Raw genomic sequence first — 24,428 nt, forward strand, 5'->3', positions numbered from 1 at the left:
GCTTACTTGTTGTCCTTCACTTCTTCGAACTCGGCGTCGACCACGTCGTCGCCGGCGTCCCGCGCACCGTCATCGGCCTGGGTCGCATCGGCAGCCTGGCCCTGCTCGGCGTACATCTTCTGCGCCAGCGGAGTGGTGGCCTGGGACAGCGCGTTGATGCCCGCCTCGATGGCGGTCTTGTCGTCGCCCTTGATCGCCACTTCCAGTTCGCCCAGCGCCTTCTCGATGGCCGCCTTCTCGTCAGCGGTGGCCTTGTCACCCGCCTCGACCAGCATCTTGCGGGTCGAGTGAACCAGTGCGTCGCCCTGGTTGCGCGCGGTCGCCAGCTCTTCGAACTTGCGGTCCTCTTCGGCATTGGCCTCAGCATCGCGGACCATCTTCTCGATCTCTTCATCGGAGAGACCGGAGTTGGCCTTGATCACGATCGACTGCGACTTGCCGGTGGCCTTGTCCTTGGCGGACACGTGCAGGATGCCGTTGGCATCGATGTCGAAGGTGACTTCGATCTGCGGCACGCCGCGCGGCGCCGGCGGAATGTCGGCCAGGTCGAACTTGCCCAGCGACTTGTTCTGCGCGGCCTGCTTGCGCTCGCCCTGCAGGACGTGGATGGTCACCGCAGCCTGGTTATCGTCAGCGGTAGAGAACACCTGCGACTTCTTGGTCGGGATGGTGGTGTTCTTCTCGATCAGCGCGGTCATCACGCCACCCATGGTCTCGATACCCAGGGTCAGCGGGGAGACGTCGAGCAACAGCACGTCCTTGACGTCACCGGCCAGGACCGCGCCCTGGATGGCTGCACCCATGGCGACTGCTTCGTCCGGGTTGACGTCCTTGCGCGCGTCCTTGCCGAAGAAGGCCGCAACCTTCTGCTGCACCAGCGGCATGCGGGTCTGACCACCGACCAGAATCACGTCGTCGATCTTGGCCACGTCGATGCCGGCATCCTTGAGTGCGATGCGGCATGGCTCGATGGTGCGCTCGACCAGGTCCTCGACCAGCGACTCCAGCTTGGCGCGGGAAATCTTCACGTTCAGGTGCTTCGGACCCGAAGCGTCTGCAGTGATGTACGGCAGGTTGACGTCGGTCGACTGGCTCGAGGACAGCTCGATCTTGGCCTTCTCTGCCGATTCCTTCAGGCGCTGCATGGCCAGCGGATCACCCTTGAGGTTGATGCCGCTTTCCTTCTTGAACTCGTCGACGAGATAGTCGATCAGGCGGATGTCAAAATCCTCACCACCGAGGAAGGTATCGCCATTGGTGGCCAGCACTTCGAACTGATGCTCACCGTCGACCTCGGCGATCTCGATCACCGACACGTCGAAGGTACCGCCGCCCAGGTCATAGACGATCACGGTGTGGTCGCCCTTGGCCTTGTCCATGCCATAGGCCAGTGCAGCCGCGGTCGGCTCGTTGATGATGCGCTTGACGTCCAGCCCGGCGATGCGGCCGGCATCCTTGGTTGCCTGACGCTGGCTGTCGTTGAAGTACGCCGGAACGGTGATGACCGCTTCGGTGACCGGCTCGCCCAGGTAGTCCTCGGCGGTCTTCTTCATCTTCTTCAGGATCTCCGCAGAGATCTGCGGAGGAGCCATCTTCTGGCCGTTCACCTCGACCCAGGCATCGCCGTTGTCGGCCTTGGTGATCTTGTACGGCACCATCTGGATGTCTTTCTGCACCACTTCTTCGTCGAAGCGGCGGCCGATCAGACGCTTCACCGCATACAGGGTGTTGTGCGGGTTGGTCACAGCCTGGCGCTTGGCCGACTGGCCAACCAGAATCTCGCCATCGTTGGCGTAGGCAACGATCGAGGGGGTGGTGCGGCCGCCTTCGGCGTTCTCGATCACCTTGACGATGCCGTTTTCCAGAATGGAGACGCAGGAGTTGGTGGTCCCCAGGTCGATACCGATGATTTTGCCCATTTCATACTCTCCGAAATTTGAATTCGCCGAACTGCGCCATGCCGTCTCGGCAGCACTGAATCGCTTGACTCACCAGATGGGGGTCAGCGTGGAAATTTCAAGCCTGCTCATCGATCGAAGGTTGCGGCTGAGCCGGCGCCTTGCTGACCACGACCATCGCCGGACGCAGCAGGCGACCACTGAGCAGGTAACCCTTCTGGAACACCTTGAGCACGCTGCCAGGTTCGGCGTGGATGCTCTCTTCCATTGCCATGGCCTGGTGATGCTCGGGATTGAACGGCTCGCCCACAGGCGAGACCGCAACCAACTGATGACGCGCCAACACATCGGCAAAGAGCTTCAAGGTCAGCTCGACCCCTTCGCGCATCGGACGTATGGATTCGTCATTCGGGTCCGACAGCTCGAGGCCGCGCTCCAGACTATCCATTACCGGCAGCAGGTCGTTGGCGAACTTCTCTAGGGCAAACTTGTGCGCCTTCTCGATATCCTGCTCGGCGCGACGACGCAGGTTCTGCATCTCTGCGGCGACGCGCAACGCCTGATCCTGGGCGGCAGCCAGCTGCTCCTCGAGCACCTGAACCCGGGACCCAAGATCCTCGGAACCCACGGATGCCTGTTCATCAAGGTTGTCAGCGTTCTGATTGTCCAGGTTCTGCTCGTCGGCCATGCCGTCCTCCTTCATCTGTTCTGTGGGCGACTGCCCGGGCATGTGCCGCTATATGGGGGCGCGGCGCCACTCTTCAAGGGCAACGCGCCACTCAGGAGCGACAGGCGAGAAATCCGCGGGCGACCGGCTTGATACGCCCAGCCAGAACACTGTATAAATACCCAGCACTCAATTTCGGAGCCACCACCATGCTGGTCCATCTCTCCGTCAACAATTACGCCATCGTCGACCACCTGGATCTCGAGCTCAAGAAGGGCATGTCGGTCATTACCGGCGAGACCGGTGCCGGCAAGTCGATCATGCTCGATGCGCTGGGCCTGGCTCTCGGCGACCGCACCGACAGCAGCGCCGTGCGCATCGGCGCCGACAAGGCCGACATCCTCGCCAGCTTCGACCTGACCAGCATTCCCGAAGCCCGACAATGGCTCTCCGAGCGCGACCTGGAGCAGGACGGCCCCTGCATCCTGCGACGGGTGATCACCGCGGAAGGCCGTTCCCGCGCCTACATAAACGGTACGCCCTGCCCTCTGGGCGACCTCAAGGCGCTGGGCGAACTGCTGATCGACATCCACAGCCAGCATGAGCACCAGTCGCTACTGAAGACCGAAACCCACCGCCGCCTGCTCGACGAATACGCCGGCGGCGCCGAGCTGGCGCGCCAGGTTCAGCTGGCAGCGCAACGCTGGAAGCAGACGCGCAACGAGCTGGAACGCGTCTCCAGCAGCGGCGAGGAACAGCGTGCCCGGCACCAGTTGCTCAGCTATCAGCTGGAAGAACTGGAAAACCTCGCCCTGGGTGACAATGAGCTGGACGAACTGGAACGCGAACACAAGCAGCTGAGCAACGCGGAGAGCCTGCTGGCCGCATGCCGCCAGGTGACCGAGCTCTGTAGCGAGAACGATGCCGGCAACGTTCTTTCTGCGCTCACCGCCAGCCTGCAACGCCTGGGCGCATTCCAGAACCCACCTGCCGCCATGGGCGAGGCGATCAACCTGTTGGCCAGCGCACAGATCCAAGTAGAAGAAGCGGTCGGCGAGCTGAATCGCTTCCTCGACCACTTCGACGCCGACCCGGCCCGCCAGCAGGCGGTCGAAGATCGACTCGACGCCATCTACAGCCTGGCCCGCAAGCACCGGGCTCAACCGCCGGAGCTACTCGCACTACAGCAACGCCTGCTTGACGAGCTGGAGTCGCTGAGCGCGGACGAAGAGGCCATCACCCGACTGGAGGAAGAACTCGCCGCCTACGCCCGCCACTACCAGGACAAGGCCGAGGAGCTCAGCCAACTGCGCCGTACTGCCGCCTCTGCGCTCTGCACTGCAGTCGAAACGGAGATCCAGACCCTGGGCATGCCCGGCGGGCGCTTCAGCGTGGAGTTCAGTGCCGGCACGGGCGAAGACCTGCACCCGGCCGGCCTTGAGCAGGTGGAGTTCCTGGTCAGCGCGAATCCGGGACAGCCGCTCCGGGCTCTGGCCAAGGTCGCCTCTGGAGGCGAGCTTTCGCGGATCAGCCTGGCGATCCAGGTCACTACGGCACAGACCTCGAGAGTTCCGACACTGGTATTCGATGAGGTGGACGTCGGCATCGGCGGCCCGACAGCAGAAGTCGTCGGACAGATGCTGCGCAGGCTTGGCGAGCGCGGTCAGGTCCTGACCGTCACCCACCTGCCCCAGGTCGCTGCGCAGGGCCATCAGCATCTGTTCGTGCACAAGCAGCGCGGCAGCGACCAGACACAGACGGCGGTCGCAACACTGGACAAGGCAGGCAGAATTGAAGAGGTCGCCCGGATGTTGGGAGGCGTCGACCTCACCGAAGAATCGCTGGCACACGCCAAGAAGCTGCTGGCCAGCGCCTGAACTTTCGCACATGAAAAAGGCGACCCCAGGGTCGCCTTTTTCATCGCAACAAATACCTACTTGGCTTTGCGCACGTACAACACGAGGTTGTGATCCACCAGCTCGAAGCCGTGCTCTTTGACGATCTCGCGCTGACGGCGCTCGATCTCGGCATCCATGAATTCGATGACCTCGCCACTGTCGACACAGACCATGTGGTCGTGATGGCCGCTGTCAGCCAGCTCGAACACGGCATGCCCGCCATCGAAGTTATGGCGCACCACCAGACCCGCCGCCTCGAACTGGGTCAGAACTCGGTATACGGTGGCCAGGCCGACATCCTCACCTGCCTCCATCAGCGCCTTGTACACATCTTCCGCGCTCATGTGACGCTGCTCGGCGGAGTCCAGCATCTGCAGAATCTTTACCCGCGGAAGGGTCACTTTCAGGCCAGCTTTGCGTAGTTCGCTATTTTCTACCATGGTGGGGTTTCTCGATGCTGCTTCGCAGCTTCCTCCAATGAGGGTATGATCCGGGTTTATTTGCCCAGCCAAGATAGTGGAAGTCGCCCCCCGATGCAAAACACCAAGCTCTTGCTGACCAGCCTCTCCCTGACCGGGTTGCTCGCCCTGGGCGGTTGTTCATTCCCCGGCGTGTACAAGATCGACATCCAGCAAGGCAATGTCGTCACCCAGGACATGATCGACCAATTGCGCCCCGGCATGACCCGCAGTCAAGTCCGCTTCATCATGGGCAACCCGCTGATCACCGACACCTTCCACGCCAATCGCTGGGATTACCTCTACAGCATCCAGCCCGGCGGCGGCGAACGCCTGCAGGAACGTGTCAGCCTGATATTCAACGGCAATGATCAACTGGCCGGCCTGGCGGGCGACTTCATGCCCGGCGTCAGCCGTGACGAAGCAATCCTCGGCAGCCCCGGCAGCAGCGTTCGCCAGGAAAGCGCGCCAGACCGCGAGCAGCCTGCACCTCGCCCGGGCAGCCTGCTAGAGCAGATTCAGCAGGAAGTCGACAGCGCAGAGCCTGTAGCGGTGCCGATCCCCGAACCGCTGGAAACCTCGCCGCAGTAACTCAGCAACGCTTCAAAACCAGCCGGCCGAGACATTCGAGCCGGCTCGATCGCTGCACTACTCCCCTGCCTTCTCCTTCGCAGCTTTTGCCGCCCGCTGCTTGCGAACCTCCTTCGGATCAGCGATCAGCGGACGATAGATCTCCACCCGCTCCCCCTCCTCCAGCACCCGCTCATCCGGCTTGGCCACTGCTTTGCCAAATATCCCCAGCGGCGCATTCGCCAGATCAACCTCGGGGAAATGCGCATCCATCCCCGAACGCAACGCTGCCTGGCGCACGGTGGTACCCGCTGGAACGGTCAGTCGGATGAGTTTCTGCTTATCGGCCAGTGCATAGGCCACCTCGACCGCAATGCTCTGCTTATCCATGAAGCTCCTTTGCACGCTGGCAGAAGGCATCGACCAGGGTATTGGCGGCCTGATTGAACAATGGCCCCAGCGTGGCCTTGACCAGCGGCCCCGAGTAATCGAAGGACAGATCCAGGCTGATCTTGCAGGCCTTCTCGTTCAGCGCCTTGAAGTCCCATATCCCGTGCAGCTGGGTAAACGGTCCTTCCTGCAGCTGCATCTCTATCCGCTCGCCGCCGCGCAACCCATTGAGCGTGACGAAGCGCTGACTCGCGCCGCCCTTTGCAACAGTCAATGCCGCACGCATATGCGTTTCGGAGACCTCCATCACCTCGGCCTTCGAGCACCAGGGGAGGAATTCGGGATACCGAGCCACATCATTGACTAGGTCGTAAAGCGCCTGCGCGGGATACGGCAACAGCGCCGAGCGCTGAATTCGCGTGGTCATCCGGATACTTGCCCTTGTCGAGTCGTTAGGGAACGTTGCGCATTGTCGAGCATTGCGGTCGCAACCCTCAAGCACGCTGTCGCCAGACGCCCTGACTGCCCCTATAATGCGCCGCCTATGGCCAAGCAGAAGAAACACCCCTCGGGCACCATCGCGCTGAACAAGAAGGCGCTTCACGATTACTTCATCGAGCAGAAGTTCGAGGCCGGCGTCGCCCTGTCCGGCTGGGAAGTGAAAAGTTTGCGTGCCGGCAAGGCGCAGCTGGTAGACAGCTACATCCTACTCAAGGACGGCGAAGCCTGGTTGATGGGCTGCCACATCACACCACTAAAGACTGCCAGCACCCACGTCATTGCGGACCCGACTCGCACCCGCAAACTGCTCCTGCACCAGCGCGAGCTGGGCAAGCTGTTCGGCGCAGTGCAGCAGAAAGGTTATGCCTGCGTGGCACTGGCGCTGTACTGGAAGAAGCACCTGATCAAGTGCGAGATCGCCCTGGCCAAGGGAAAGAAGGAATTCGACAAGCGCCATACCGAGAAAGAGCGCGACTCCGACCGGGAGATCCAGCGCGCCGTACGCAGCAAGGGCAAGGACGAGTAAACGGCTCTGCCACGCCCTTGAAAAGCCCTGCGGCGCCCCCATCTATCAGACAGCCGACTGTGAATGCCCATCGACGCCACCAGCGTCTCTGGCTTACACTGCAGGCGTTACACAAGCGCAAGACCCTGGGGCCGATTAGGATTCGACGCCGGTAACAAAACTTTAGGTGCATGCCGAGTTGGTAACAGAACTCGTAAATCCACTGTTGCAACTTTTATAGTTGCCAATGACGAAACCTACGGGGACTACGCTCTCGCTGCGTAAGCAGCCTTAGCCCTTCCCCTCTGGTCGCTTCGGCGCCAGCAATCACTAGGGGATGCCTGTAAACCCGACGTGATTGTCATATAGAACAGGATCGCCGCGTAGTACGTTGTGGACGAAACGGCTAAAACTCACACAACTCGCCCAAAACACCCTGCCAATCGGGCGGTCGCGGGTTAACTCAGTAGATCTGGCTAAGCATGTAGTACCGACAGCGGAGTACTGGCGGACGGGGGTTCAAATCCCCCCGGCTCCACCAATTGAAAAACCTAAGCCCCTGATTCCGAAGCGAATTTTAGGGGCTTTTCCTTTTCTACACCTAGCGACTGCCCAACAACTGTCACAGCTGCCTGAGAACTGAGCTTTACAGCGCTCTCCAGACAATCGGGGCCAAATACGCATCGTCAGCGCCAAACCGGAGCGATCAAGGACTTCTACAGACGAGGACGCTCCTGCCCTTATGCATAAAGTGACTGACCTACCGTATGAGCGGAGTGCTTGAGCGGCCTGACTTTGTAGCCGCGCGCAAGAAAATCAGGGTAATCAGCTACATATGCGGGTGATATCGCAGCCATGCCGAATCACTTCAAGGAGTACTACGAGGCAGCTCACGACAGCTCCCGCCCTTCAATACTGAATGGTTTAACCAGCTCCAGCGCGCTGGCGTGGCCGGTCAGTCCCAGGCAACGGAACCCACCTGAACCGAGCGCAGGTGGCTCGCCTGGTGGATTGATTAGTGTCTCGACTGATACGCCGCACCTTGTCCGACGCGTCGATCATGATCGTAGATCTACTGACCAAGCCTGGCGCGGAGGACTGCTTACGCGCTTGGCGAGCAAATCCGGCCCTTGCTTCGCGACCTTCAGTCCGAATCGAGCACCCATACAAATCGAACCATGAAGCAATCAACTCGGCCACGCGGTGCGGCTTCTGGGCTGAGCGCCGCAAGGAACCTCAGCGCAAACCAGCCCGCACAGCTAAAGGCAGCCTGCTGGAATGTAATACGGCTTCCAGGCGCTCGCTGCAGAGCCATCCAACAAACAGGACCAGTCGCCAGTTGCAGTGCGGGTCAGGACGACTCGAGCACCAGAAATATCGGAACTCACCCCACCACCCAGAGTGACCTCCAGCGCACCAGAACCATCCGGATTGAAGTTTGCGATATTCGGAGCGGGTAGCGTGATAGTCGACTGAACAAACCCCAACTCGAGGTTACTGACAACGAACTGACCACGGGAGAGATACTCCTCCATCGGAGTCTTGTACGCCGACAGCTCAGCATGTGCACGCACAACCTGAGTTCGATTGACATATTGCAAGTAGATCGGGACTGCTATCGCCGCAAGAAGCGCAATGATGGCAACAACTATCATCAGCTCTAACAGGGTAAAACCCTTGGCAAAACTGCGCATACTGCTCCCCTGTCACCCCAAAAACCAAATGCCACTTAAAAAAACGCCCCGCACTAGGCGAGGCGCTTTTGGACTACACCAGATTAGTTCTGGCAACCACGCGGACGATACTTCTCTTCGACGGTGGTAGTGCAAGTCCAGGTACCTTCAGGACTACGCTCCCAGATGAGTGTTTGGCCAGCGAGATCAGTAGCCGCCCCGCTGCCAAAGGTGGCAGTTACACTCGAAGTCGCACCCGCGGCAGCGGCCAACGCGACTTGAGGGTAGCCAGTGCCGGGAGGAGCGCCACTACCCGAACCTTGTGCTGCACCGGCCACCAGCGAAGAGGCGGTAGCGTCAACGACGCAATCACCAGGAGGAACCGGGGTACCGCTCGGGACGTTGCTGTGCACAGTACCGGTATTGCCGTTCAGCAGGCACTGCTCGACCGGAGTCTTCAGGTTGCCAGCCTCACCCATCACGCGGGAAACCTGGGAACGAGCGATGTAGTTCTGGTATTGCGGGATGGCGATGGCCGCCAGGATGCCGATGATCGCAACCACGATCATCAGCTCGATGAGGGTAAAGCCTTTTTGAGCTTTCATTGAGTGTCTCCTAGGAAAGTTGGCAGGCCCAAAGACCTGGAACCGGCTAAAGCATCTAGCGTGCCAACAAGGGACATCTGCCCATTTGTGGCCTGCGGCCTCTAAGAGCCGCCACCCCGACCAACCGAGCAAGCCATTTACTGACAATTTACGGCACCCTCCCGGAGCTGATTTGGCAGCCTTGGCCAAACAGGCTATAAGGCAGCCAAAGCAAGAACATGAGCTGCCACTAATATGAATGAAGCCGTCAGTCTCACAGGCCTGGCCCGGCAGCTGGTCCTGGCCAATTTGCTGGATGAAAAAACCGCCCAGCAGGCAACCATCCAGGCACAGCGTAATCACCTTTCCCTGGTCACCTACCTGGTGCAGAACAAGCTGATCAAGAGTCGCCCGCTGGCGGAGCTGGCAGCAGATCAGTTCGGCATTGCCTACTTCGATCTGACAGCTCTGGACAAAGAGAGCCAACCAAAGGAGGCGGTCAGCGAGAAACTGATCCGCCAACATCGGGTACTGCCACTCTGGAAGCGCGGAAACAAGCTGTTCATTGCAGCCTCCGACCCGACCAACCAGCAAGCGATTACCGATGTCCAGTTCAGCACTGGCCTGAACGCGGAAGTCATTCTGGTCGAAGATGACAAGCTGGGCGAAGCCATCGACAAGTTCTTCGACAACGCCAGCAACGGCATGGAAGATCTGGGCGATGTCGACCTGGACGGCTTCGATATCGAGAACCCTGATGAGGAGAAGCAGGACAGCGCCAACGGCGGCGACGCCGATGATGCGCCCGTGGTGCGCTTCGTCAACAAGATGCTGCTGGATGCGATCAAGGGCGGTTCATCGGACCTGCACTTCGAGCCCTATGAGAAAACTTATCGGGTCCGCTTCCGAACTGACGGCATATTGCACGAGGTGGCGCGCCCACCTATCCAGCTCGCGCCACGCATTTCCGCGCGACTCAAGGTCATGGCCTCACTCGATATATCCGAACGCCGCAAGCCGCAGGACGGCCGGATCAAAATGCGCATATCCAAAAACAAGGCCATCGATTTTCGCGTGAACACGCTGCCTACCTTGTGGGGCGAGAAGATCGTGATGCGAATCCTCGATCCCACCAGCGCTCAGATGGGCATCGACGCGCTGGGCTACGAGGAAGCGCAGAAAGAGCTGTACATGAATGCTCTCAAGCAGCCGCAGGGAATGATCCTCGTGACCGGCCCTACTGGTTCGGGGAAGACAGTTTCGCTGTATACCGGACTGAATATCCTCAATACACCTGATGTGAATATTTCGACCGCAGAAGACCCCGTCGAGATCAACCTCGAAGGCATCAACCAGGTGAACGTCAATCCCAAGCAGGGCATGGACTTCACCGCCGCACTACGCGCCTTCTTGCGTCAGGATCCGGACATCATCATGGTCGGCGAGATTCGCGATCTGGATACCGCATCCATTGCCGTCAAAGCAGCCCAGACCGGCCATATGGTCATGTCCACGTTGCACACCAACAGCGCCGCCGAAACTCTTACGCGCCTGCGCAACATGGGCGTCCCCTCGTTCAATATCGCCACATCAGTGAATCTGATCATCGCCCAGCGCCTGGCGCGCAAGCTGTGCAATAGCTGCAAGAAGGAAGTGGATGTGCCGAAGGATGTGCTTCTTGCCGAAGGATTCCCCGCAGACAAGATCGGCACCTTCAAGATCTACGGCCCCGTAGGCTGTGAAAACTGCAAGGGTGGTTACAAGGGCAGGGTCGGGATTTATGAAGTAGTTAAAAACACGCCATCGCTGCAGCGGATTATCATGGAGGAAGGTAACTCTATCGATATCGCCACCCAGATGCGCGAGGATGGCTTCAACGATCTGCGCGCTTCCGGCCTGCTCAAGGCCATGCAGGGCGTGACCAGTCTTGAAGAAGTCAACCGCGTCACCAAGGATTAACCATGGCACAGAAAGCAGCAGCAGCGAAGACCAGTGCGTTCCGCTGGGAAGGCACGGATCGCAAGGGCGTCAAGGTCAAGGGCGAGGTTTCCGGACAGAATCCCGCACTGGTCAAAGCTCAACTGCGCAAGCAGGGCATCAATCCGACCAAGGTAGTCAAAAAGTCTGCGCTGTCTTTCGGTTCCGGGAAAAAGATCAAACCGCTTGATATCGCTCTCTTTACCCGCCAGATGGCGACAATGATGAAGGCCGGCGTACCGCTATTGCAGTCGTTCGACATCATTGGCGAGGGCTTCGAAAACCCGAACATGCGTAAATTGATCGACGAGGTAAAACAGGAGGTTGCTGCTGGTAACAGCTTTGCCACGTCGCTGCGCAAGAAGCCTCAGTATTTCGACGAGCTCTACTGCAACCTGGTGGACTCCGGTGAGCAGGCTGGCGCCTTGGAAAACCTGTTGGACCGGATTGCCACGTACAAGGAAAAGACCGAAGCGCTAAAGGCCAAGATCAAGAAGGCGATGAACTACCCGATTGCGGTGGTGGTGGTAGCGATCATCGTTACCGCAATTCTGCTAATCAAAGTAGTCCCACAATTTGAAGATGTGTTCTCCAGTTTTGGAGCGGAGCTGCCAGCATTCACGCTGATGGTCATCGGCATCTCCGAATTTATCCAGACCTGGTGGCTGGCCATATTAGCCGCGATGGTGGGTAGCGCATTTGCTTTCCAAACGGCTCACAAGAAATCGCAGAAATTTCGAGATGCGGTGGATCGGGGCATCCTCAAGATGCCGGTGGTTGGCGACATCATCTACAAATCATCGGTGGCTCGCTATGCACGCACGCTGTCAACCACATTTGCGGCAGGCGTACCACTTGTAGAGGCCCTAGACTCGGTCGCTGGCGCAACCGGCAATGTGGTTTTCAAGAACGCGGTGAACAAGATCAAGGCTGACGTCTCCACCGGCATGCAGCTTAACTTCTCAATGCGTACGACCAACGCCTTCCCCGCCATGGCGGTGCAAATGACCGCAATCGGTGAAGAGTCTGGCGCACTGGACGAGATGCTAGACAAGGTCGCCAGCTTCTACGAAGAAGAAGTCGACAATATGGTTGACGGTCTTACCGCACTTATGGAGCCCATCATCATGGCCGTCCTTGGTGTCCTGGTTGGCGGCCTGATCATCGCGATGTATCTGCCTATCTTCCAGCTGGGCAATGTGATTTAAAAATGGCTCTTGTAGAATTTCTGGCCAGCCACGTGCTGGCCTTTGTTTTATTCGCTCTGATCATAGGCCTGCTGATCGGCAGCTTCCTCAACGTATTGATCTATCGCCTGCCGAAGATGATGCAGAACGAATGGGAAGCCCAGGCGAGGGAAGTCCTGGAGCTACCTGAACAGGCGAAGAGCGAACCATTCAACCTGTTCCTGCCCAATTCCAGCTGCCCGCACTGTGCTCACGAGATTCGCCCCTGGGAGAACATTCCGGTAGTTAGCTGGCTGTTTCTGCGAGGCAAGTGCTCTGGTTGCAGCAAGCCGATCAACAAGCGCTATCCGCTGGTCGAACTCGCGTGCGGGGTGCTCTCTGCCTTCATTGCCTGGCATTTCGGCTTCACCTGGCAAGGCGGCGCAATGCTACTGCTGACCTGGGGCCTGCTGGCGATGAGCATGATCGATGTCGATCATCAGTTGCTACCGGACGCGCTGGTTCTCCCCCTGCTCTGGCTCGGACTGGGACTGAACGCCATCGGCCTCTTCACCAGCCTGGAAGACGCGCTCTGGGGCGCGATGGCTGGTTACCTGAGCCTGTGGTCCGTGTACTGGGCATTCAAGCTCCTGACTGGCAAGGAAGGTATGGGCCATGGTGACTTCAAGCTGCTGGCCATGCTCGGCGCCTGGGGTGGCTGGCAGGTGCTGCCGCTGACGATACTGCTGTCGTCGCTGGTGGGCGCGGTGATCGGTATTGCCACCCTGCGTCTGCGCAACGCTGAAACCAGCACGCCAATCCCCTTCGGGCCCTACCTCGCCATCGCCGGCTGGATTGCGCTGATCTGGGGCGAGCAGATCACCAGCGCCTACCTGCAAGTCGCACGCTTCTAGCGCTCAAGCGACTTTAACTGTCGCTTGAGCATCGCCTCCAGTGATCCAACACGCACCAGCTCTTGCCACGCGCGCGCTCAGCGGTTACTACTGCACGCCTTTTCGTCCACGGGAAACTCGACAGGCATGACTCCCTGGCTACTCGGACTTACCGGCGGTATCGGCAGCGGCAAGAGCGCAGCCGCCAGTCACTTTGCCGACCTAGGCGTACATCTGGTGGACGCCGATGACGCCGCGCGCTGGGTCGTTGAACCCGGACGCCCGGCGCTCAGCGAGATATCTCAGCGTTTCGGCGACGCGATTTTGCTCCCCGACGGGACACTGGATCGCTCCACCCTGCGGCAGCGTGTATTCCAGGATCCGGCGCAACGCCGCTGGCTTGAGGAGCTTCTGCACCCACTGATACGTCAGGAAATCCAGAACCACCTGAGCCGCGCCACCTCGCCTTATGCGATTCTGGTCTCACCACTACTGATCGAGTCCGGGCAATACCGGAGCATGCAGCGCGTTCTGCTGATTGACGTACCGCTTGAACTGCAACTGCAGCGCAGCATGCGACGCGACCAGGCCAGCGAAGAGCAGATCCGCGCAATTCTGAAGGTACAGACCAGCCGCGAGGAGCGCCTACGCCACGCTGACGACGTACTGCTCAACGACCGCGACCCAGACTGGCTGCGCTCCGAGGTCAAGCGGCTGCACAACTTCTATCTGACTCTCAAGGGAGGCAAGCCATGAGCAACCCGGTAACGGTCGACTGCCCAACCTGCGGCGCTCCAGTCGAATGGGGTCCGCAAAGTCCATCCAGACCTTTCTGTTCGGAACGCTGCAAGCTCATCGACCTGGGGGCATGGGCCGCAGAGGAGCACGCCATCCCGGGCGAGCCGCTCGATGACATCTTCTCCACCGACCTCCCCTCGCGCGAGCACTGAACAACTCAGGGCCGCATGAAAGCGTAGTCGCGCCCGTCGTCCAGATTGGCCGCCAGAAACTCCAGCTCCTGCGCCAGGTCGTCGATGCCACGGCAGGTCTTGCTCCGCTCGACGACCGCACTGAGCAACGCGCGCAGCGCCATCACCTCTTCGTACCCTTCCGCACCGGCCCGCTGCAGGATGAGCTGAAGCTCTTCAGCAGCCCACTGATGTACGCCCATGTCTGTTCCTCGATTCGAATGACTGGAGAGCAGCTTGGGCCCGCAACACCTTAACCAAGGCTGACGCAGATCAAAGGCGCCCTACTATTCACCCTCTCTATCTGCCTCCCATCGCACTACTCATCATCGCCTCGCCAAGGCGCCTGCAGATAGCGCGTACGGTTGAACGTCTCCAGCCATTCAGGACAGAACACCACCAGGGCGGCAATCACGGTTCCATTGATGAATGCCTCGGGAAAGGTAATCAGCCACAGATAGGCAGCAAAATCATCCAGCCATGGCGGCAGCGGGAACAGTCCGTCGTGCCATAGAAGCGCGGTGCCCAGCAGCAGGCAGACGGACGCAGTGAGGGCTGCGGGAAAGAAACCACTGAAGAAGATGTAGACGAACAGGTTGCGCGGCTGCCGCCGCTCTACCAGCAGCGCGCAAACCTCGGCGATCAGCACTGGAAGCGCGACGAGAAGCACCCCGTTTACACCAGCCGCCGCAAGATCCTGCCTGCCAAGCAGCATCAGCCCGACCTGAGCAAGCGCCCCACAGAGCAGTGCCAGCGGCCAGTCGAGCAACAGCGTCACTGCGGTCATACCGATGAAATGAAAGGAAAGTCCTGAATCGAAATCACGCCGGACCAGCCACAGCAAAAAGACTGCCAGCGTAGTGCCGAATAGCAGGTGCTGCCGGCGCAAGTCACTGAAAAGCTCCAGCCAGGGCGCTCGCCACGCGGCCCACGCCAGCACCGGCAGATAGATCAGCCAGCCCAGCGCTCGCGTCGAATCTGCCAGCAGTTCAGCGGCAATCATTTCGCGCGCTCCCACGCCCCACTCGACCCCGCCCCCACACTCACCACGCCCTCATCCCCGCTCAAGGTGGAATAGACCTGGATATCATCACGCTGCTGCCAGCCAGGCTGACTACCCCAGAAAGGCATCGCATCGACAGCGTCACGCAGTACGAAGACATGTGCTTTGCCTATGCCCTGCTCGTGCAGCCGCCGCGCAGCCTCATCCAGCAGTCTGCGTGCATATCCGTGCCGTCGCATCGCTGGAGCAACAACCAGGTGCTGCAGATAGCCGCGACGACCGTCATGCCCCGCCAGCAGCGTAGCAACGAGCACGCCATCGACCTCGCCGGCCAGACTGAGCCCTGGATTACGCTGCAGGTATGCGCACAAGCCTGCGTAGCCATCTTCAGCGCGCAATTGAATACCCGGACAGCTGCGCCACAGATCCAGAGCCGCAGAGTGATCGGCAGGGATCAGCGTACGTATGATCAAAAGGGGAATCTCCAAGGCAACACGGGAATTCTAAGCGCTGCGCGCAAGCGCATTCACTGACCTGAATGTCGCATACTCGCCGACGCAGCCCGACACTGTCAGCTGCCAAACGGGTACCTTGGAACGACGGAGCGCGCCATGAAGGACGCGGACTTTCTAGCACTGCTGACTCGCCAGGCAGAGCAGGCGAACGAATTCTTGAGCAACGCCCGCAAATGGGAGCGCGAGCGCTGGGTCTGCCAGCGCCTGCTGCAGGCGCTGAACGTGAGCTATCGAACGGATGAGTTCCGCATCGGCGATGCATGAGCCTCCCGATGTGATCTTTCGCGAGGCGAACTTCGAAGTGTTCTTCGTGCTCGACGAAGGTCGTCGCCTGAATGACGAGTGGCGCGCGGAGCTGGAGCGTCGGCGCCAGGCATTCTCCCTGCGCCAACTTGTCCGCCGCGAAAAGCGCCCGCGCAGAATCTCGGCAAGCGAGCTCCAGTCGCACCTGGCAACCACGCTGCGCAAGAAGGCCCATAACTATCTGGAAAGGGGGATTGATGCCGGCGACCTTGATCTACTTGCCTTCGTCAGCCTCAAGCGCACCACACTGGACGCCAATAGCCACTTTCCTCCACCCAGCGAATACGTCCGCCAGGGTTGGCGATCGCTGTCGATCGTCGGACCGACCTACGCACGAGTACTATTTGCCCACTCGGATGCGCCTGAGATCCTGCGCAGCAATCTGGGACGAACAGTGCTTTTCGACGTCGGCGCGGGATTGTGAGTCGGCCGACATGGATGGACCCGGCCTCGCCAAGCCATGCGCGACAGTGGCACCATCGAAAAACTGACAAGAAAGCTAAAGAGGACGCAAGGTGACCAGCAAACTGACACCCGAAGACCAGCAGAAGGTAGACAGCTATCTGAGTGCGCCGCAACACCAAGTGGAGCGCAAACCCTTCCGTCCGCTGCTGATGCTTGCGGTGGTTCTGCTCATCGTGCTGGGACTGGGTCTACTCAGCAGAATGCTGGGCATGCTCGTCGACTGACCGCGTTTTGGCGCAAGGTGCGCAGGGTCTGCCAGAGGAAAATGGTGGGTCGTGTAGGATTCGAACCTACGACCAATTGGTTAAAAGCCAACTGCTCTACCAACTGAGCTAACGACCCGGGAAATGGTCGGGGTAGGGGGATTCGAACTCCCGACATCCTGCTCCCAAAGCAGGCGCGCTACCGGACTGCGCTATACCCCGAGGAAAATTTGGCTCCGCGACCTGGACTCGAACCAGGGACCCAATGATTAACAGTCATTTGCTCTACCGACTGAGCTATCGCGGAACTGAAGCTTCCATCTCTGAGCGGGACACAATGTCTAATCCCGTATCAGAGGCGCGCCATTTTACGGTTAGAAAAGTATCTGTCAAGCACTGCGCTCATAACGCACGGAGGGCTTTTCATCCCCGTGACGGACTGCTATATGTTGGCAGCGATGTGATCGAGCAGGATGCATCCTTCACACATTCAGGCAGGCTCGTCCATGAGTAGCTCCGGCACTCCTCCCAGCATTACCAAGCCAATCGAACCTTTGGCCGGGCGCGGCATTCAGCCGCGCTATGGCGAGCTGGTGCTGGACTGCCGAAAACTTGCGATGAACCGCCTCGCGGAGCACCTGACCGGCGTTTTCGCCCAAGTTGATGACACCCTTTTCAGTTGTGCCGAAAAAGCCGAAACCAATCAGGTGCAGACGCTGTTCTTCGACAGCATGCGCGACATACGCAAGCAGAAGCCGCTAATCGAGCGCAGCTATCATCAGCAGATAGCTCGCAATCTTGACGACTTTCTTGCCGGACGCCTGAAGAAAGAGGAAAGCGCCGAGGTCGACGCGGATCATCTCAGCCTGATCCAGAATGACGATTACGAAGAAAGTCTTCTGGTCACCAATATGGTGAGCCGTATAAAGACGCGCTGCGTGCAGGCGCTTTTTGCCCTGGACCAGCGACTCGCACTGCTGACCGGAGGGCAAAAGTTCGAGGAGGTCGACAATCCTTTCGGGCCCCAGGCAATCGCCCAGGCATTTCGCGATGCACTTGCGCCCTGCACCTTTCCGCTGCGCATCAAGACCATCCTTTATGTCCTGTTCGACCAGCACGTCATGCAGGGCCTGGACGATCTGTACGACGCAATGAACAAGCGCTTGGTGGAAGCAGGCGTACTGCCCAACCTCAAGTTCAGCGCGCAGAAGACACCTTCTCGCGGCACTCCTGAGCACCCTGAAGACCAACCCGAGCAGGCGCCGCCCGCAGCGCAGCGCAGTGAAAGCCCTGCTAAACAGATCGCGGTAGACCTGAGCGCCCCGCCTTCCGACGATCCGAGCATCCTGTTCAGCGGTTTGTCCAGTCTGCTGGTCGAACAGCGCCAGCGCGACCCGCTGGCCCCGCTGCTCGGCGGCACCCAGAGCATTTCCAGTTTTGCGCCCAGCGGAGCAACGCGCACCTACAGCGCCGACCAGCTGCTTGAGGCGCTTGATCGGCTGCAGCGCCAGTCCGCACAGGAACTGGCCCAGAGACTGCAGCAGCCACAACAGGTCGCCGACCTCAAGGCCAATCTGCATAGCCAACTGGAAACCTCCACCAGCCAGCCTGACGATCACCGCCTCGCCGACCGGGAAGCGGACGTCATCGACCTGGTCGGCATGCTCTTCGACTTCATCCTGGATGACGAAAACCTGCCAACCAGCTGTAAAACTCTGCTGTCACACCTGCATACGCCCTACCTGAAGGTTGCCCTGCAGGACAAGGCTCTGTTCACCCGCCACGATCATCCTGCCCGCCGCCTACTCAACGGCATGGCGCAAGCTGGCGTGCTGTATGGCGGTGACGAGGAAGATGGCGGGCTGCTGTCGAAAATGCACTGGGTCGTCGAGCAGATCATTCATGGCTACGACCAGGGCGTCGAACTGTTTGAAAGCCTGCGCAGCGAGTTCGACGAGTACGTGACTACGCTGCGACACAAGGTCGAGCTTCGCGAGCGCCGAGCCGTCGAGGCAGCCAAGGGGCGTGACCGCCTACTGGACGCGCGCCGTCTCGCTCTTGATGTCATCGCCAGCGTTCTCAGCAACCGCCAGCCCCCAGCCATCATTCGCAATTTTCTCGAGCTCACCTGGACCGACGTTCTGGTGTTCATCCTGCTGCGCCACGGCGTGCAGAGCGACGAATGGGAGCGTGGCAAAGAGGTGGCGGAGCAACTGGCCTGGAGCGGCACGCCCTTGAGCGAAGTCGATCAGGGCAAACTCCAGCAGCTGCGCCTGCCGTTGCTCGAGGACTTGCGCAGGGGGCTTGAGCTGCTAGGCGGCTATCACGAGGACGGCATACGACGGCTACTGCAGGACATGGTCGCCTGCCAGCATGCAGTGCAGGCAAAGCAACCGTCCCTGGCCAACCGCCTGAAACCCAAGCTGCAAGAGAGCCCTCTCGGCGCGATGCTCGGAGAAGATGCGAGCCTGCTGAACGCACCGAAGCCTTCCGGCCTTTCGGCTGCCGCCCAGGCGCTGGTCAAGGAACTTGGCGATGTCGAATTCGGGACCTGGTTCGAATTTGTCGAAGACAGTCAGACGCGCACACTCAAACTATCCTGGTTCAGTCCGACAACCCGGAACTACATGTTCGTTGATCACAGCGGACAACGTGTCGCGATAAAACCGATCACTCTGCTGGCCAGCGAAATGGAAGCCGGCCTGGCACGCATCCTCAGACCTGAAAGCGACAAGCCGCTGGTCGACCGGGCACTTGGGGCCATCTATCGGGTCCTGCAGAAAATCACTGGGCGAACGGCGGTATCAAGTTGAGAGAGCTGAGCATGGAAGAACGCAGGCGCCATCCTCGCCAGGCTACACAGCTGCAGCTGGAGCTGTTCGAACGACACTCCGGCATGCGCCTGGGACGCCTCGCAGATCTGTCCCTGGACGGCTTCATGCTGTTCAGCGAAAGCCCGCTGGAAGCGGATCAGGTTATCGAGTGTCGCCTCCAGTCTGCGGAGCCACTGGTCGGCGTCGAAAACATCATCTTCGCAGCCGACTGCCTGTGGAGTCGCCCGGGGGCGGACGGCCAACACTGCTGGGCGGGCTATCACATCATCGACATGGCCGAAGATCAGGCGGCCGCCCTGCAGCGCCTACTCGGCCATCTCTAGCACCATCTAGCAAGGACACAACGGTGCCCGGACCAACCGGCGGCAGCTCGTTCAGGGCCGCCTGAAGTGATCCGCTCGCACTCTCTGCGCGAACATCGCCCAACGACAATCCAGCCACCTCGCCGCTCGACGGCTCGAACTCCATTGCCACTGCTGCAACGGAGTCGAACCAGCCAATTCAGCTGAAGACGATCTCGTCGCCCTCCAACCGGGCCTGAATGGTCACCCCAGGCAGAAACTGGCCAGACAGAATCTGCTGCGCCAGAGGATTCTCGATCCAGCGCTGGATGGCCCGCTTGAGCGGCCGCGCGCCGTAAACCGGGTCGTAGCCAATGGCAACCAGCTTATCCAACGCCTCAGGGCTCAGCTCCAGCGAAAGGTCGCGCTCAGCTAGCCGCGTGGACAGACGCTGCAGCTGAATCTTGGCAATGCCGGCAATCTGTTCGCGAGCGAGCGGCTCGAACACCACCACCTCGTCGATGCGATTGATGAATTCCGGCCGGAAGTGAACGCTGACCGCGTCCATTACCGCGGCGTACTGCGCCTCACGATCGCCTACCAGCTCCTGGATCTGTGCCGACCCCAGATTGGAGGTCATGACCACGACAGTGTTCTTGAAGTCCACGGTACGCCCATGGCTGTCGGTCAGGCGGCCATCTTCCAATACCTGCAGCAGCACGTTGAATACATCCGGATGGGCCTTTTCGACCTCATCCATCAGCACGACCGAGTAGGGTTTGCGACGCACCGCCTCGGTCAGGTAGCCGCCCTCCTCATACCCCACATAGCCTGGCGGCGCTCCGATCAGGCGGGCGACCGAGTGCTTCTCCATGAACTCGGACATATCGATACGCACCAGCGCTTCTTCGGTATCGAAGAGAAACTCGGCCAGCGCCTTGCACAGCTCGGTCTTGCCCACGCCTGTAGGGCCAAGAAAGAGAAAGGAGCCGCCTGGCCGATTCGGATCGGCGAGCCCCGCGCGCGAACGACGCACCGCGTTGGCTACCGCAACCACCGCCTCGTGCTGGCCGATCACCCGCTGGTGCAGCATGTCCTCCATCTTGAGCAGTTTGTCGCGCTCGCCTTCGAGCATCTTCGAGACCGGGATCCCGGTCCACTTGGAAACCACCTCGGCGATCTCCTCATCGGTCACCTTGTTGCGCAGCAGCTGGTTTTCCGGCTTGCCATGCTGATCGACCATCTGCAGGCTGCGTTCGAGGTCGGGAATAACCCCGTACTGCAGCTCGGCCATGCGGTTCAGATCACCCTTGCGACGCGCCAGCTCAAGCTCGCTACGCGCCTGCTCGATACGCTGCTGGATCTGCGCGGAGCCCTGCACCTCGGCCTTCTCCGACTTCCAGATTTCCTCCAGATCGGCGTACTCCTTCTCCAGCTTGGCAATGTCCTCCTCAAGCTTGGCCAAGCGCTTTCGGGTGGCCTCATCCTCCTCCTTCTTCAACGCCTCGCGCTCGATCTTCAACTGGATCAGGCGTCGTTCGAGGCGATCGAGCGCCTCGGGCTTGGAGTCGATTTCCATGCGAATGCGACTGGCCGCCTCGTCGATCAGGTCGATGGCCTTGTCCGGCAACTGGCGGTCGGTGATGTAGCGATGGCTCAGCTTGGCCGCGGCGATGATCGCTCCATCGGTGATGGTTACACCGTGATGCACCTCGTAGCGCTCCTTGAGGCCGCGCAGGATGGCGATGGTGTCCTCCTCGTTGGGCTCCTCCACCAGAACCTTCTGGAAGCGCCGCTCCAGCGCAGCGTCTTTTTCGATGTACTGGCGATACTCATCCAGCGTGGTGGCGCCAACGCAGTGCAACTCGCCGCGCGCCAATGCCGGCTTGAGCATGTTGCCGGCGTCCATCGCACCTTCGGCCTTGCCCGCGCCGACCATGGTGTGCAGCTCGTCGATGAACAGGATTACGCGCCCTTCCTGCTTGCCCAGCTCATTGAGCACAGCCTTGAGGCGCTCCTCGAACTCGCCGCGGAACTTGGCGCCGGCGATCAGCGAACCCATGTCCAGAGCCAGCAGACGCTTGTCCTTGAGGCCGTCCGGCACTTCGCCATTGATGATGCGCTGCGCCAGGCCTTCAACGATCGCCGTCTTGCCGACACCTGGTTCGCCGATCAGCACGGGGTTGTTCTTGGTACGCCGCTGCAGGACCTGGATGGTGCGACGAATCTCGTCATCCCGACCGATCACCGGGTCGAGCTTGCCTTCCTCGGCGCGCTTGGTCATGTCGACGGTGTACTTGTCCAGCGCCTGGCGCGACTCCTCGGCGTTCGGGTCATTTACCGCAGCGCCGCCGCGCAGGTTCGAGACTGCATTTTCCAGCGCCTTGCGCGAAACGCCCTGGGCAAGCAGGAGTTTGCCCAGTCGGGTGTTCTCATCCAGTGCGGCGAGCAGCACCAGCTCACTGGAGATGAACTGGTCACCCTTCTGCTGCGCCAGGCGATCAGCCTGATTGAGCAGGCGAGCCAGATCCTGCGACAGGTTCACATCACCAGTGGGGTTCTGCAGCTTGGGCAGGGTATCCAGCTCCTTGGTAATGGCCTGGCGCAAGCTCGCCAGGTCGAACCCTACCTGCATCAGCAGCGGCTTGATGGATCCGCCTTGCTGCTCGAGCAACGCCTGCATCAGGTGCAGGGGCTCTATGGCAGAGTGATCAAGGCCGACGGCTACGGACTGAGCGTCGGAAAGGGCGAGTTGCAATTTGCTGGTCAATCGATCGATACGCATGGACGGACGTTCCTCTTCGAGAAGGCAGGCCGGCGCAATGGATCGCACCTGTACAGAGAACCTGCGAGATGCAGCATAGATAAGGATGATTGTTGACTATTCAAGAGCGGCGGCATTGACGAGCGTCAGTCGCAGCGCGCGCCGACCCGCACAGGCCAGGCCACTAGCCGCTATTGCAACCAGACCAGACTGGCGAAGCGCCCGGTTTGCGGCTGACGCCGGAAGGAGTAGAAACGGGTGTCGCTGACCGTGCAGAAACCACCGCCATAGACCGCCTGTACGCCGGCACGCGCCAGGCGCAGACGAGCCAGCGCATAGATGTCCGCAAGATAGTGACCGGGACGCTGACTGGGCAGGAAAACCTGACTCGCCTGCGCCTGCTCGACACAGAATGCGTCGCGGACCTCTGCTCCGACTTCGAATACCTGGGGGCTGATGGCAGGTCCGAGCCAGACCAGCACCTGCTCAGCGGGCAGTGCGAGGGCGTCGAGGCTCGCTTCGATCACGCCGGCGGCAAGCCCACGCCAGCCCGCATGAGCCGCCGCCACCCGCGTTCCCGCCCGATCACAGAACAGCAGCGGCAGACAGTCCGCCGTCAGCACGGCGCAGGCGACCCCGGACCGGTCGGTCCAGCTAGCATCGGCGTCGGCAACCGTTGACGGATCGGCGGAGGCGACATTGATGCCGTGAACCTGATTCAGCCAGGCCGCTTCGCAGCCGAGGTGCGCTGTCAGACGACGGCGATTCTCCAGCACCGCTTGCGACTGATCACCGACATGGAGCGCGAGGTTGAAGCTGCCAAACGGGCCATTTCCAGAGCCCTGGTCACAGGTAGTGACCCAGGCCCGCACGTTGGCCGGTGCCGGCCACTGCGGAGCGAACCCGGGAAGGCTCACTGGAAAGCGTCACTGTCCTGACGCAGCAGCGTCAGGACCCAGACCAGATCATCCGGCAGTGGCGCCTCCCACTTCATCCGCTGCCCGGTGAGCGGATGATCGAGCTCGAGAAAGCGCGCATGCAGCGCCTGGCGGGGGAAGTTCTTGATGGTGTCGACCAGCGTGGCACTTGCCGCAGGAGGGATGCGGAAACGACCGCCGTAGGCCGGATCGCCCACCAGCGGAAAACCGACATGCGCCATGTGCACACGAATCTGGTGGGTACGGCCGGTCTCGAGCTTGACCCGCACGTGGGTGTGTGAGCGAAACCGCTCGAGCACCCGATAGTGGCTCACGGCCGGCTTGCCGCCATCCATCACCGCCATCCGCTGACGCTGCTGGCCGTGGCGGCCGATGGGTGCATCGATGGTTCCGCCAGCGGTAACCACACCCACCACGATGGCCTCGTAGATGCGGCTGACGGTGCGAGCCTGCAGTTGCTCGACCAGCTTGGTCTGCGCCTGGAGAGTCTTGGCCACCACCATCAGGCCGGTGGTGTCCTTGTCCAGGCGATGCACGATGCCGGCCCGCGGAATGTTGACCAGATCGGGGACGCGGTGCAGCAGTGCGTTGAGCAGGGTACCGTCCTGGTGGCCGGCCGCCGGATGCACCACCAGCCCCGCCGGCTTGTTCAGCACTAGGATCTGCTCATCCTCGTAGACGATGTCCAGATCGATGTCCTGCGCCACCCATTCGCCCTGCGCCTCCTGTTCGGCCTCGAGCACCAGACGGCTACCGCCGTGCACGGTATCGCGCGGCCGCAGACTCTGGCCGTCGACCTGTAGACGGCCGTCCTTGATCCAGCCTGACAGGCGCGAGCGGGAGTACTCGGGAAACAACTGCGCGGCGACCTGATCCAGGCGCTGTCCGCCCATTTCATAGGGCACGTCTGCACTGAGCTGGATGGCGTTCTTGGTGATCGGATGCATGCTTGGCTACGGAGGGGCGGGGGCTTT

The 24,428-nt window shown here is 60.5% G+C and carries 24 protein-coding genes, 3 tRNA genes, 1 other RNA gene and 1 pseudogene; 13 read left to right on the top strand and 16 right to left on the bottom strand.

Features of this window, described 5'->3' with window-relative positions; translation table 11 throughout:
- Window positions 1–2: 2 nt before the first annotated feature.
- Together dnaK and grpE are read right to left on the bottom strand one after the other, a co-directional pair.
- Window positions 3–1,919 carry a molecular chaperone DnaK gene (gene dnaK / locus DBO85_RS11335; protein ID WP_108107392.1) on the bottom strand — a complete coding sequence of 639 codons (1,917 nt, stop codon included), beginning with the start codon at window positions 1,917–1,919 and terminating at the stop codon, window positions 3–5.
- Between the two features lie 97 nt (window positions 1,920–2,016).
- Window positions 2,017–2,628, bottom strand: a complete 612-nt coding sequence (gene grpE, locus DBO85_RS11340; protein WP_325051552.1) for a nucleotide exchange factor GrpE — start codon at window positions 2,626–2,628, stop codon at window positions 2,017–2,019.
- A gap of 146 nt (window positions 2,629–2,774) precedes the next feature.
- Between grpE and recN the strand changes: the two genes are divergently transcribed.
- Window positions 2,775–4,442 (top strand): DNA repair protein RecN, encoded by a 1,668-nt coding sequence (gene recN / locus DBO85_RS11345; RefSeq protein WP_108107394.1) that lies wholly within the window; start codon window positions 2,775–2,777, stop codon window positions 4,440–4,442.
- Window positions 4,443–4,498: 56 nt separating this feature from the next.
- Here recN and fur read toward each other — a convergent pair whose 3' ends face one another.
- A complete protein-coding gene (fur, locus tag DBO85_RS11350) occupies window positions 4,499–4,903 on the bottom strand; it encodes a ferric iron uptake transcriptional regulator (RefSeq protein WP_108107395.1) in 405 nt (134 codons plus the stop codon).
- Window positions 4,904–4,996: 93 nt separating this feature from the next.
- On the opposite strand from fur, the gene DBO85_RS11355 reads away from it, so the two are divergent.
- The gene (locus tag DBO85_RS11355; RefSeq protein ID WP_108107396.1) at window positions 4,997–5,512 is read left to right on the top strand and encodes an outer membrane protein assembly factor BamE; all 516 of its coding nucleotides are present in this window, start codon (window positions 4,997–4,999) and stop codon (window positions 5,510–5,512) included.
- A gap of 57 nt (window positions 5,513–5,569) precedes the next feature.
- On the opposite strand, the gene DBO85_RS11360 is transcribed toward DBO85_RS11355, so the two are convergent.
- On the bottom strand, window positions 5,570–5,881 hold the full coding sequence (locus tag DBO85_RS11360; RefSeq protein WP_108107397.1) for an RnfH family protein: 312 nt from the start codon (window positions 5,879–5,881) through the stop codon (window positions 5,570–5,572).
- Window positions 5,874–6,308 carry a type II toxin-antitoxin system RatA family toxin gene (locus DBO85_RS11365; RefSeq protein ID WP_108107398.1) on the bottom strand — a complete coding sequence of 145 codons (435 nt, stop codon included), beginning with the start codon at window positions 6,306–6,308 and terminating at the stop codon, window positions 5,874–5,876. Before DBO85_RS11365 ends, DBO85_RS11360 begins: the two co-directional genes overlap by 8 nt.
- Window positions 6,309–6,425: 117 nt before the next feature.
- Here DBO85_RS11365 and smpB point away from each other — a divergent pair, with 117 nt between their 5' ends.
- Both smpB and ssrA read left to right on the top strand, forming a co-directional pair.
- The gene (gene smpB / locus DBO85_RS11370) at window positions 6,426–6,908 is read left to right on the top strand and encodes an SsrA-binding protein SmpB (RefSeq protein WP_108107399.1); all 483 of its coding nucleotides are present in this window, start codon (window positions 6,426–6,428) and stop codon (window positions 6,906–6,908) included.
- A 127-nt stretch (window positions 6,909–7,035) separates the two neighbouring features.
- Window positions 7,036–7,428: a transfer-messenger RNA gene (ssrA, locus tag DBO85_RS11375) on the top strand.
- A 718-nt stretch (window positions 7,429–8,146) separates the two neighbouring features.
- Here the strand turns inward: ssrA and DBO85_RS19445 are convergent.
- Both DBO85_RS19445 and DBO85_RS11385 read right to left on the bottom strand, forming a co-directional pair.
- Window positions 8,147–8,581 (bottom strand): pilin, encoded by a 435-nt coding sequence (locus tag DBO85_RS19445; protein ID WP_108107400.1) that lies wholly within the window; start codon window positions 8,579–8,581, stop codon window positions 8,147–8,149.
- Window positions 8,582–8,664: 83 nt separating this feature from the next.
- On the bottom strand, window positions 8,665–9,165 hold the full coding sequence (locus DBO85_RS11385) for a pilin (RefSeq protein ID WP_108107401.1): 501 nt from the start codon (window positions 9,163–9,165) through the stop codon (window positions 8,665–8,667).
- Window positions 9,166–9,399: 234 nt separating this feature from the next.
- On the opposite strand from DBO85_RS11385, the gene pilB reads away from it, so the two are divergent.
- The 5 genes from pilB to yacG all read left to right on the top strand — a co-directional run bounded on the left by pilB (window position 9,400) and on the right by yacG (window position 14,130).
- Window positions 9,400–11,103 carry a type IV-A pilus assembly ATPase PilB gene (pilB, locus tag DBO85_RS11390; protein WP_108107402.1) on the top strand — a complete coding sequence of 568 codons (1,704 nt, stop codon included), beginning with the start codon at window positions 9,400–9,402 and terminating at the stop codon, window positions 11,101–11,103.
- Between the two features lie 2 nt (window positions 11,104–11,105).
- On the top strand, window positions 11,106–12,329 hold the full coding sequence (locus DBO85_RS11395) for a type II secretion system F family protein (protein ID WP_108107403.1): 1,224 nt from the start codon (window positions 11,106–11,108) through the stop codon (window positions 12,327–12,329).
- 2 nt (window positions 12,330–12,331) lie between these two features.
- Entirely contained in the window at window positions 12,332–13,201 is an 870-nt protein-coding gene (locus DBO85_RS11400) for a prepilin peptidase (protein WP_108107404.1), read from the top strand.
- 126 nt (window positions 13,202–13,327) lie between these two features.
- On the top strand, window positions 13,328–13,936 hold the full coding sequence (gene coaE, locus DBO85_RS11405) for a dephospho-CoA kinase (protein WP_108107405.1): 609 nt from the start codon (window positions 13,328–13,330) through the stop codon (window positions 13,934–13,936).
- Window positions 13,933–14,130 (top strand): DNA gyrase inhibitor YacG, encoded by a 198-nt coding sequence (gene yacG, locus DBO85_RS11410; RefSeq protein WP_108107406.1) that lies wholly within the window; start codon window positions 13,933–13,935, stop codon window positions 14,128–14,130. Before coaE ends, yacG begins: the two co-directional genes overlap by 4 nt.
- A gap of 5 nt (window positions 14,131–14,135) precedes the next feature.
- On the opposite strand, the gene DBO85_RS11415 is transcribed toward yacG, so the two are convergent.
- From DBO85_RS11415 to DBO85_RS11425, 3 genes are all read right to left on the bottom strand, one after another.
- Window positions 14,136–14,351 (bottom strand): hypothetical protein, encoded by a 216-nt coding sequence (locus tag DBO85_RS11415; protein WP_108107407.1) that lies wholly within the window; start codon window positions 14,349–14,351, stop codon window positions 14,136–14,138.
- Between the two features lie 116 nt (window positions 14,352–14,467).
- Complete coding sequence (locus DBO85_RS11420; RefSeq protein WP_108107408.1) at window positions 14,468–15,151, bottom strand: energy-coupling factor ABC transporter permease; 684 nt, start codon at window positions 15,149–15,151, stop codon at window positions 14,468–14,470.
- Window positions 15,148–15,639 carry a GNAT family N-acetyltransferase gene (locus DBO85_RS11425; RefSeq protein ID WP_407681466.1) on the bottom strand — a complete coding sequence of 164 codons (492 nt, stop codon included), beginning with the start codon at window positions 15,637–15,639 and terminating at the stop codon, window positions 15,148–15,150. The genes DBO85_RS11420 and DBO85_RS11425 overlap by 4 nt, the downstream gene beginning before the upstream one ends.
- A 123-nt stretch (window positions 15,640–15,762) precedes the next feature.
- Between DBO85_RS11425 and DBO85_RS11430 the strand changes: the two are divergent.
- Window positions 15,763–16,393 (top strand): annotated as a pseudogene (locus tag DBO85_RS11430) (DUF1780 domain-containing protein).
- Window positions 16,394–16,484: 91 nt separating this feature from the next.
- Window positions 16,485–16,658: a DUF3094 family protein gene (locus DBO85_RS11435; RefSeq protein WP_108107410.1), complete on the top strand. Its 174-nt coding sequence runs from the start codon at window positions 16,485–16,487 to the stop codon at window positions 16,656–16,658.
- Window positions 16,659–16,700: 42 nt separating this feature from the next.
- Here DBO85_RS11435 and DBO85_RS11440 read toward each other — a convergent pair.
- The 3 genes from DBO85_RS11440 to DBO85_RS11450 all read right to left on the bottom strand — a co-directional run bounded on the left by DBO85_RS11440 (window position 16,701) and on the right by DBO85_RS11450 (window position 16,944).
- Window positions 16,701–16,776, bottom strand: a tRNA-Lys gene (locus DBO85_RS11440).
- A 6-nt stretch (window positions 16,777–16,782) separates the two neighbouring features.
- Window positions 16,783–16,859, bottom strand: a tRNA-Pro gene (locus DBO85_RS11445).
- Window positions 16,860–16,868: 9 nt separating this feature from the next.
- A tRNA-Asn gene (locus DBO85_RS11450) sits at window positions 16,869–16,944 on the bottom strand.
- Between the two features lie 199 nt (window positions 16,945–17,143).
- Between DBO85_RS11450 and DBO85_RS11455 the strand changes: the two genes are divergently transcribed.
- Window positions 17,144–19,450: a DUF1631 domain-containing protein gene (locus tag DBO85_RS11455; protein WP_108107411.1), complete on the top strand. Its 2,307-nt coding sequence runs from the start codon at window positions 17,144–17,146 to the stop codon at window positions 19,448–19,450.
- 11 nt (window positions 19,451–19,461) lie between these two features.
- Window positions 19,462–19,794 carry a PilZ domain-containing protein gene (locus tag DBO85_RS11460; RefSeq protein WP_108107412.1) on the top strand — a complete coding sequence of 111 codons (333 nt, stop codon included), beginning with the start codon at window positions 19,462–19,464 and terminating at the stop codon, window positions 19,792–19,794.
- A gap of 178 nt (window positions 19,795–19,972) precedes the next feature.
- On the opposite strand, the gene clpB is transcribed toward DBO85_RS11460, so the two are convergent.
- The 3 genes from clpB to rluD all read right to left on the bottom strand — a co-directional run bounded on the left by clpB (window position 19,973) and on the right by rluD (window position 24,401).
- Window positions 19,973–22,537 (bottom strand): ATP-dependent chaperone ClpB, encoded by a 2,565-nt coding sequence (gene clpB / locus DBO85_RS11465; protein WP_108107413.1) that lies wholly within the window; start codon window positions 22,535–22,537, stop codon window positions 19,973–19,975.
- A gap of 170 nt (window positions 22,538–22,707) precedes the next feature.
- The gene (gene pgeF, locus DBO85_RS11470) at window positions 22,708–23,433 is read right to left on the bottom strand and encodes a peptidoglycan editing factor PgeF (RefSeq protein WP_108107414.1); all 726 of its coding nucleotides are present in this window, start codon (window positions 23,431–23,433) and stop codon (window positions 22,708–22,710) included.
- Window positions 23,430–24,401 carry a 23S rRNA pseudouridine(1911/1915/1917) synthase RluD gene (gene rluD / locus DBO85_RS11475; RefSeq protein ID WP_177429761.1) on the bottom strand — a complete coding sequence of 324 codons (972 nt, stop codon included), beginning with the start codon at window positions 24,399–24,401 and terminating at the stop codon, window positions 23,430–23,432. The genes pgeF and rluD overlap by 4 nt, the downstream gene beginning before the upstream one ends.
- Window positions 24,402–24,428: the final 27 nt, after the last annotated feature.

This window comes from Pseudomonas mangrovi, from assembly GCF_003052585.1.
GTDB classification, from domain to species: Bacteria; Pseudomonadota; Gammaproteobacteria; order Pseudomonadales; family Pseudomonadaceae; genus Aquipseudomonas; species Aquipseudomonas mangrovi.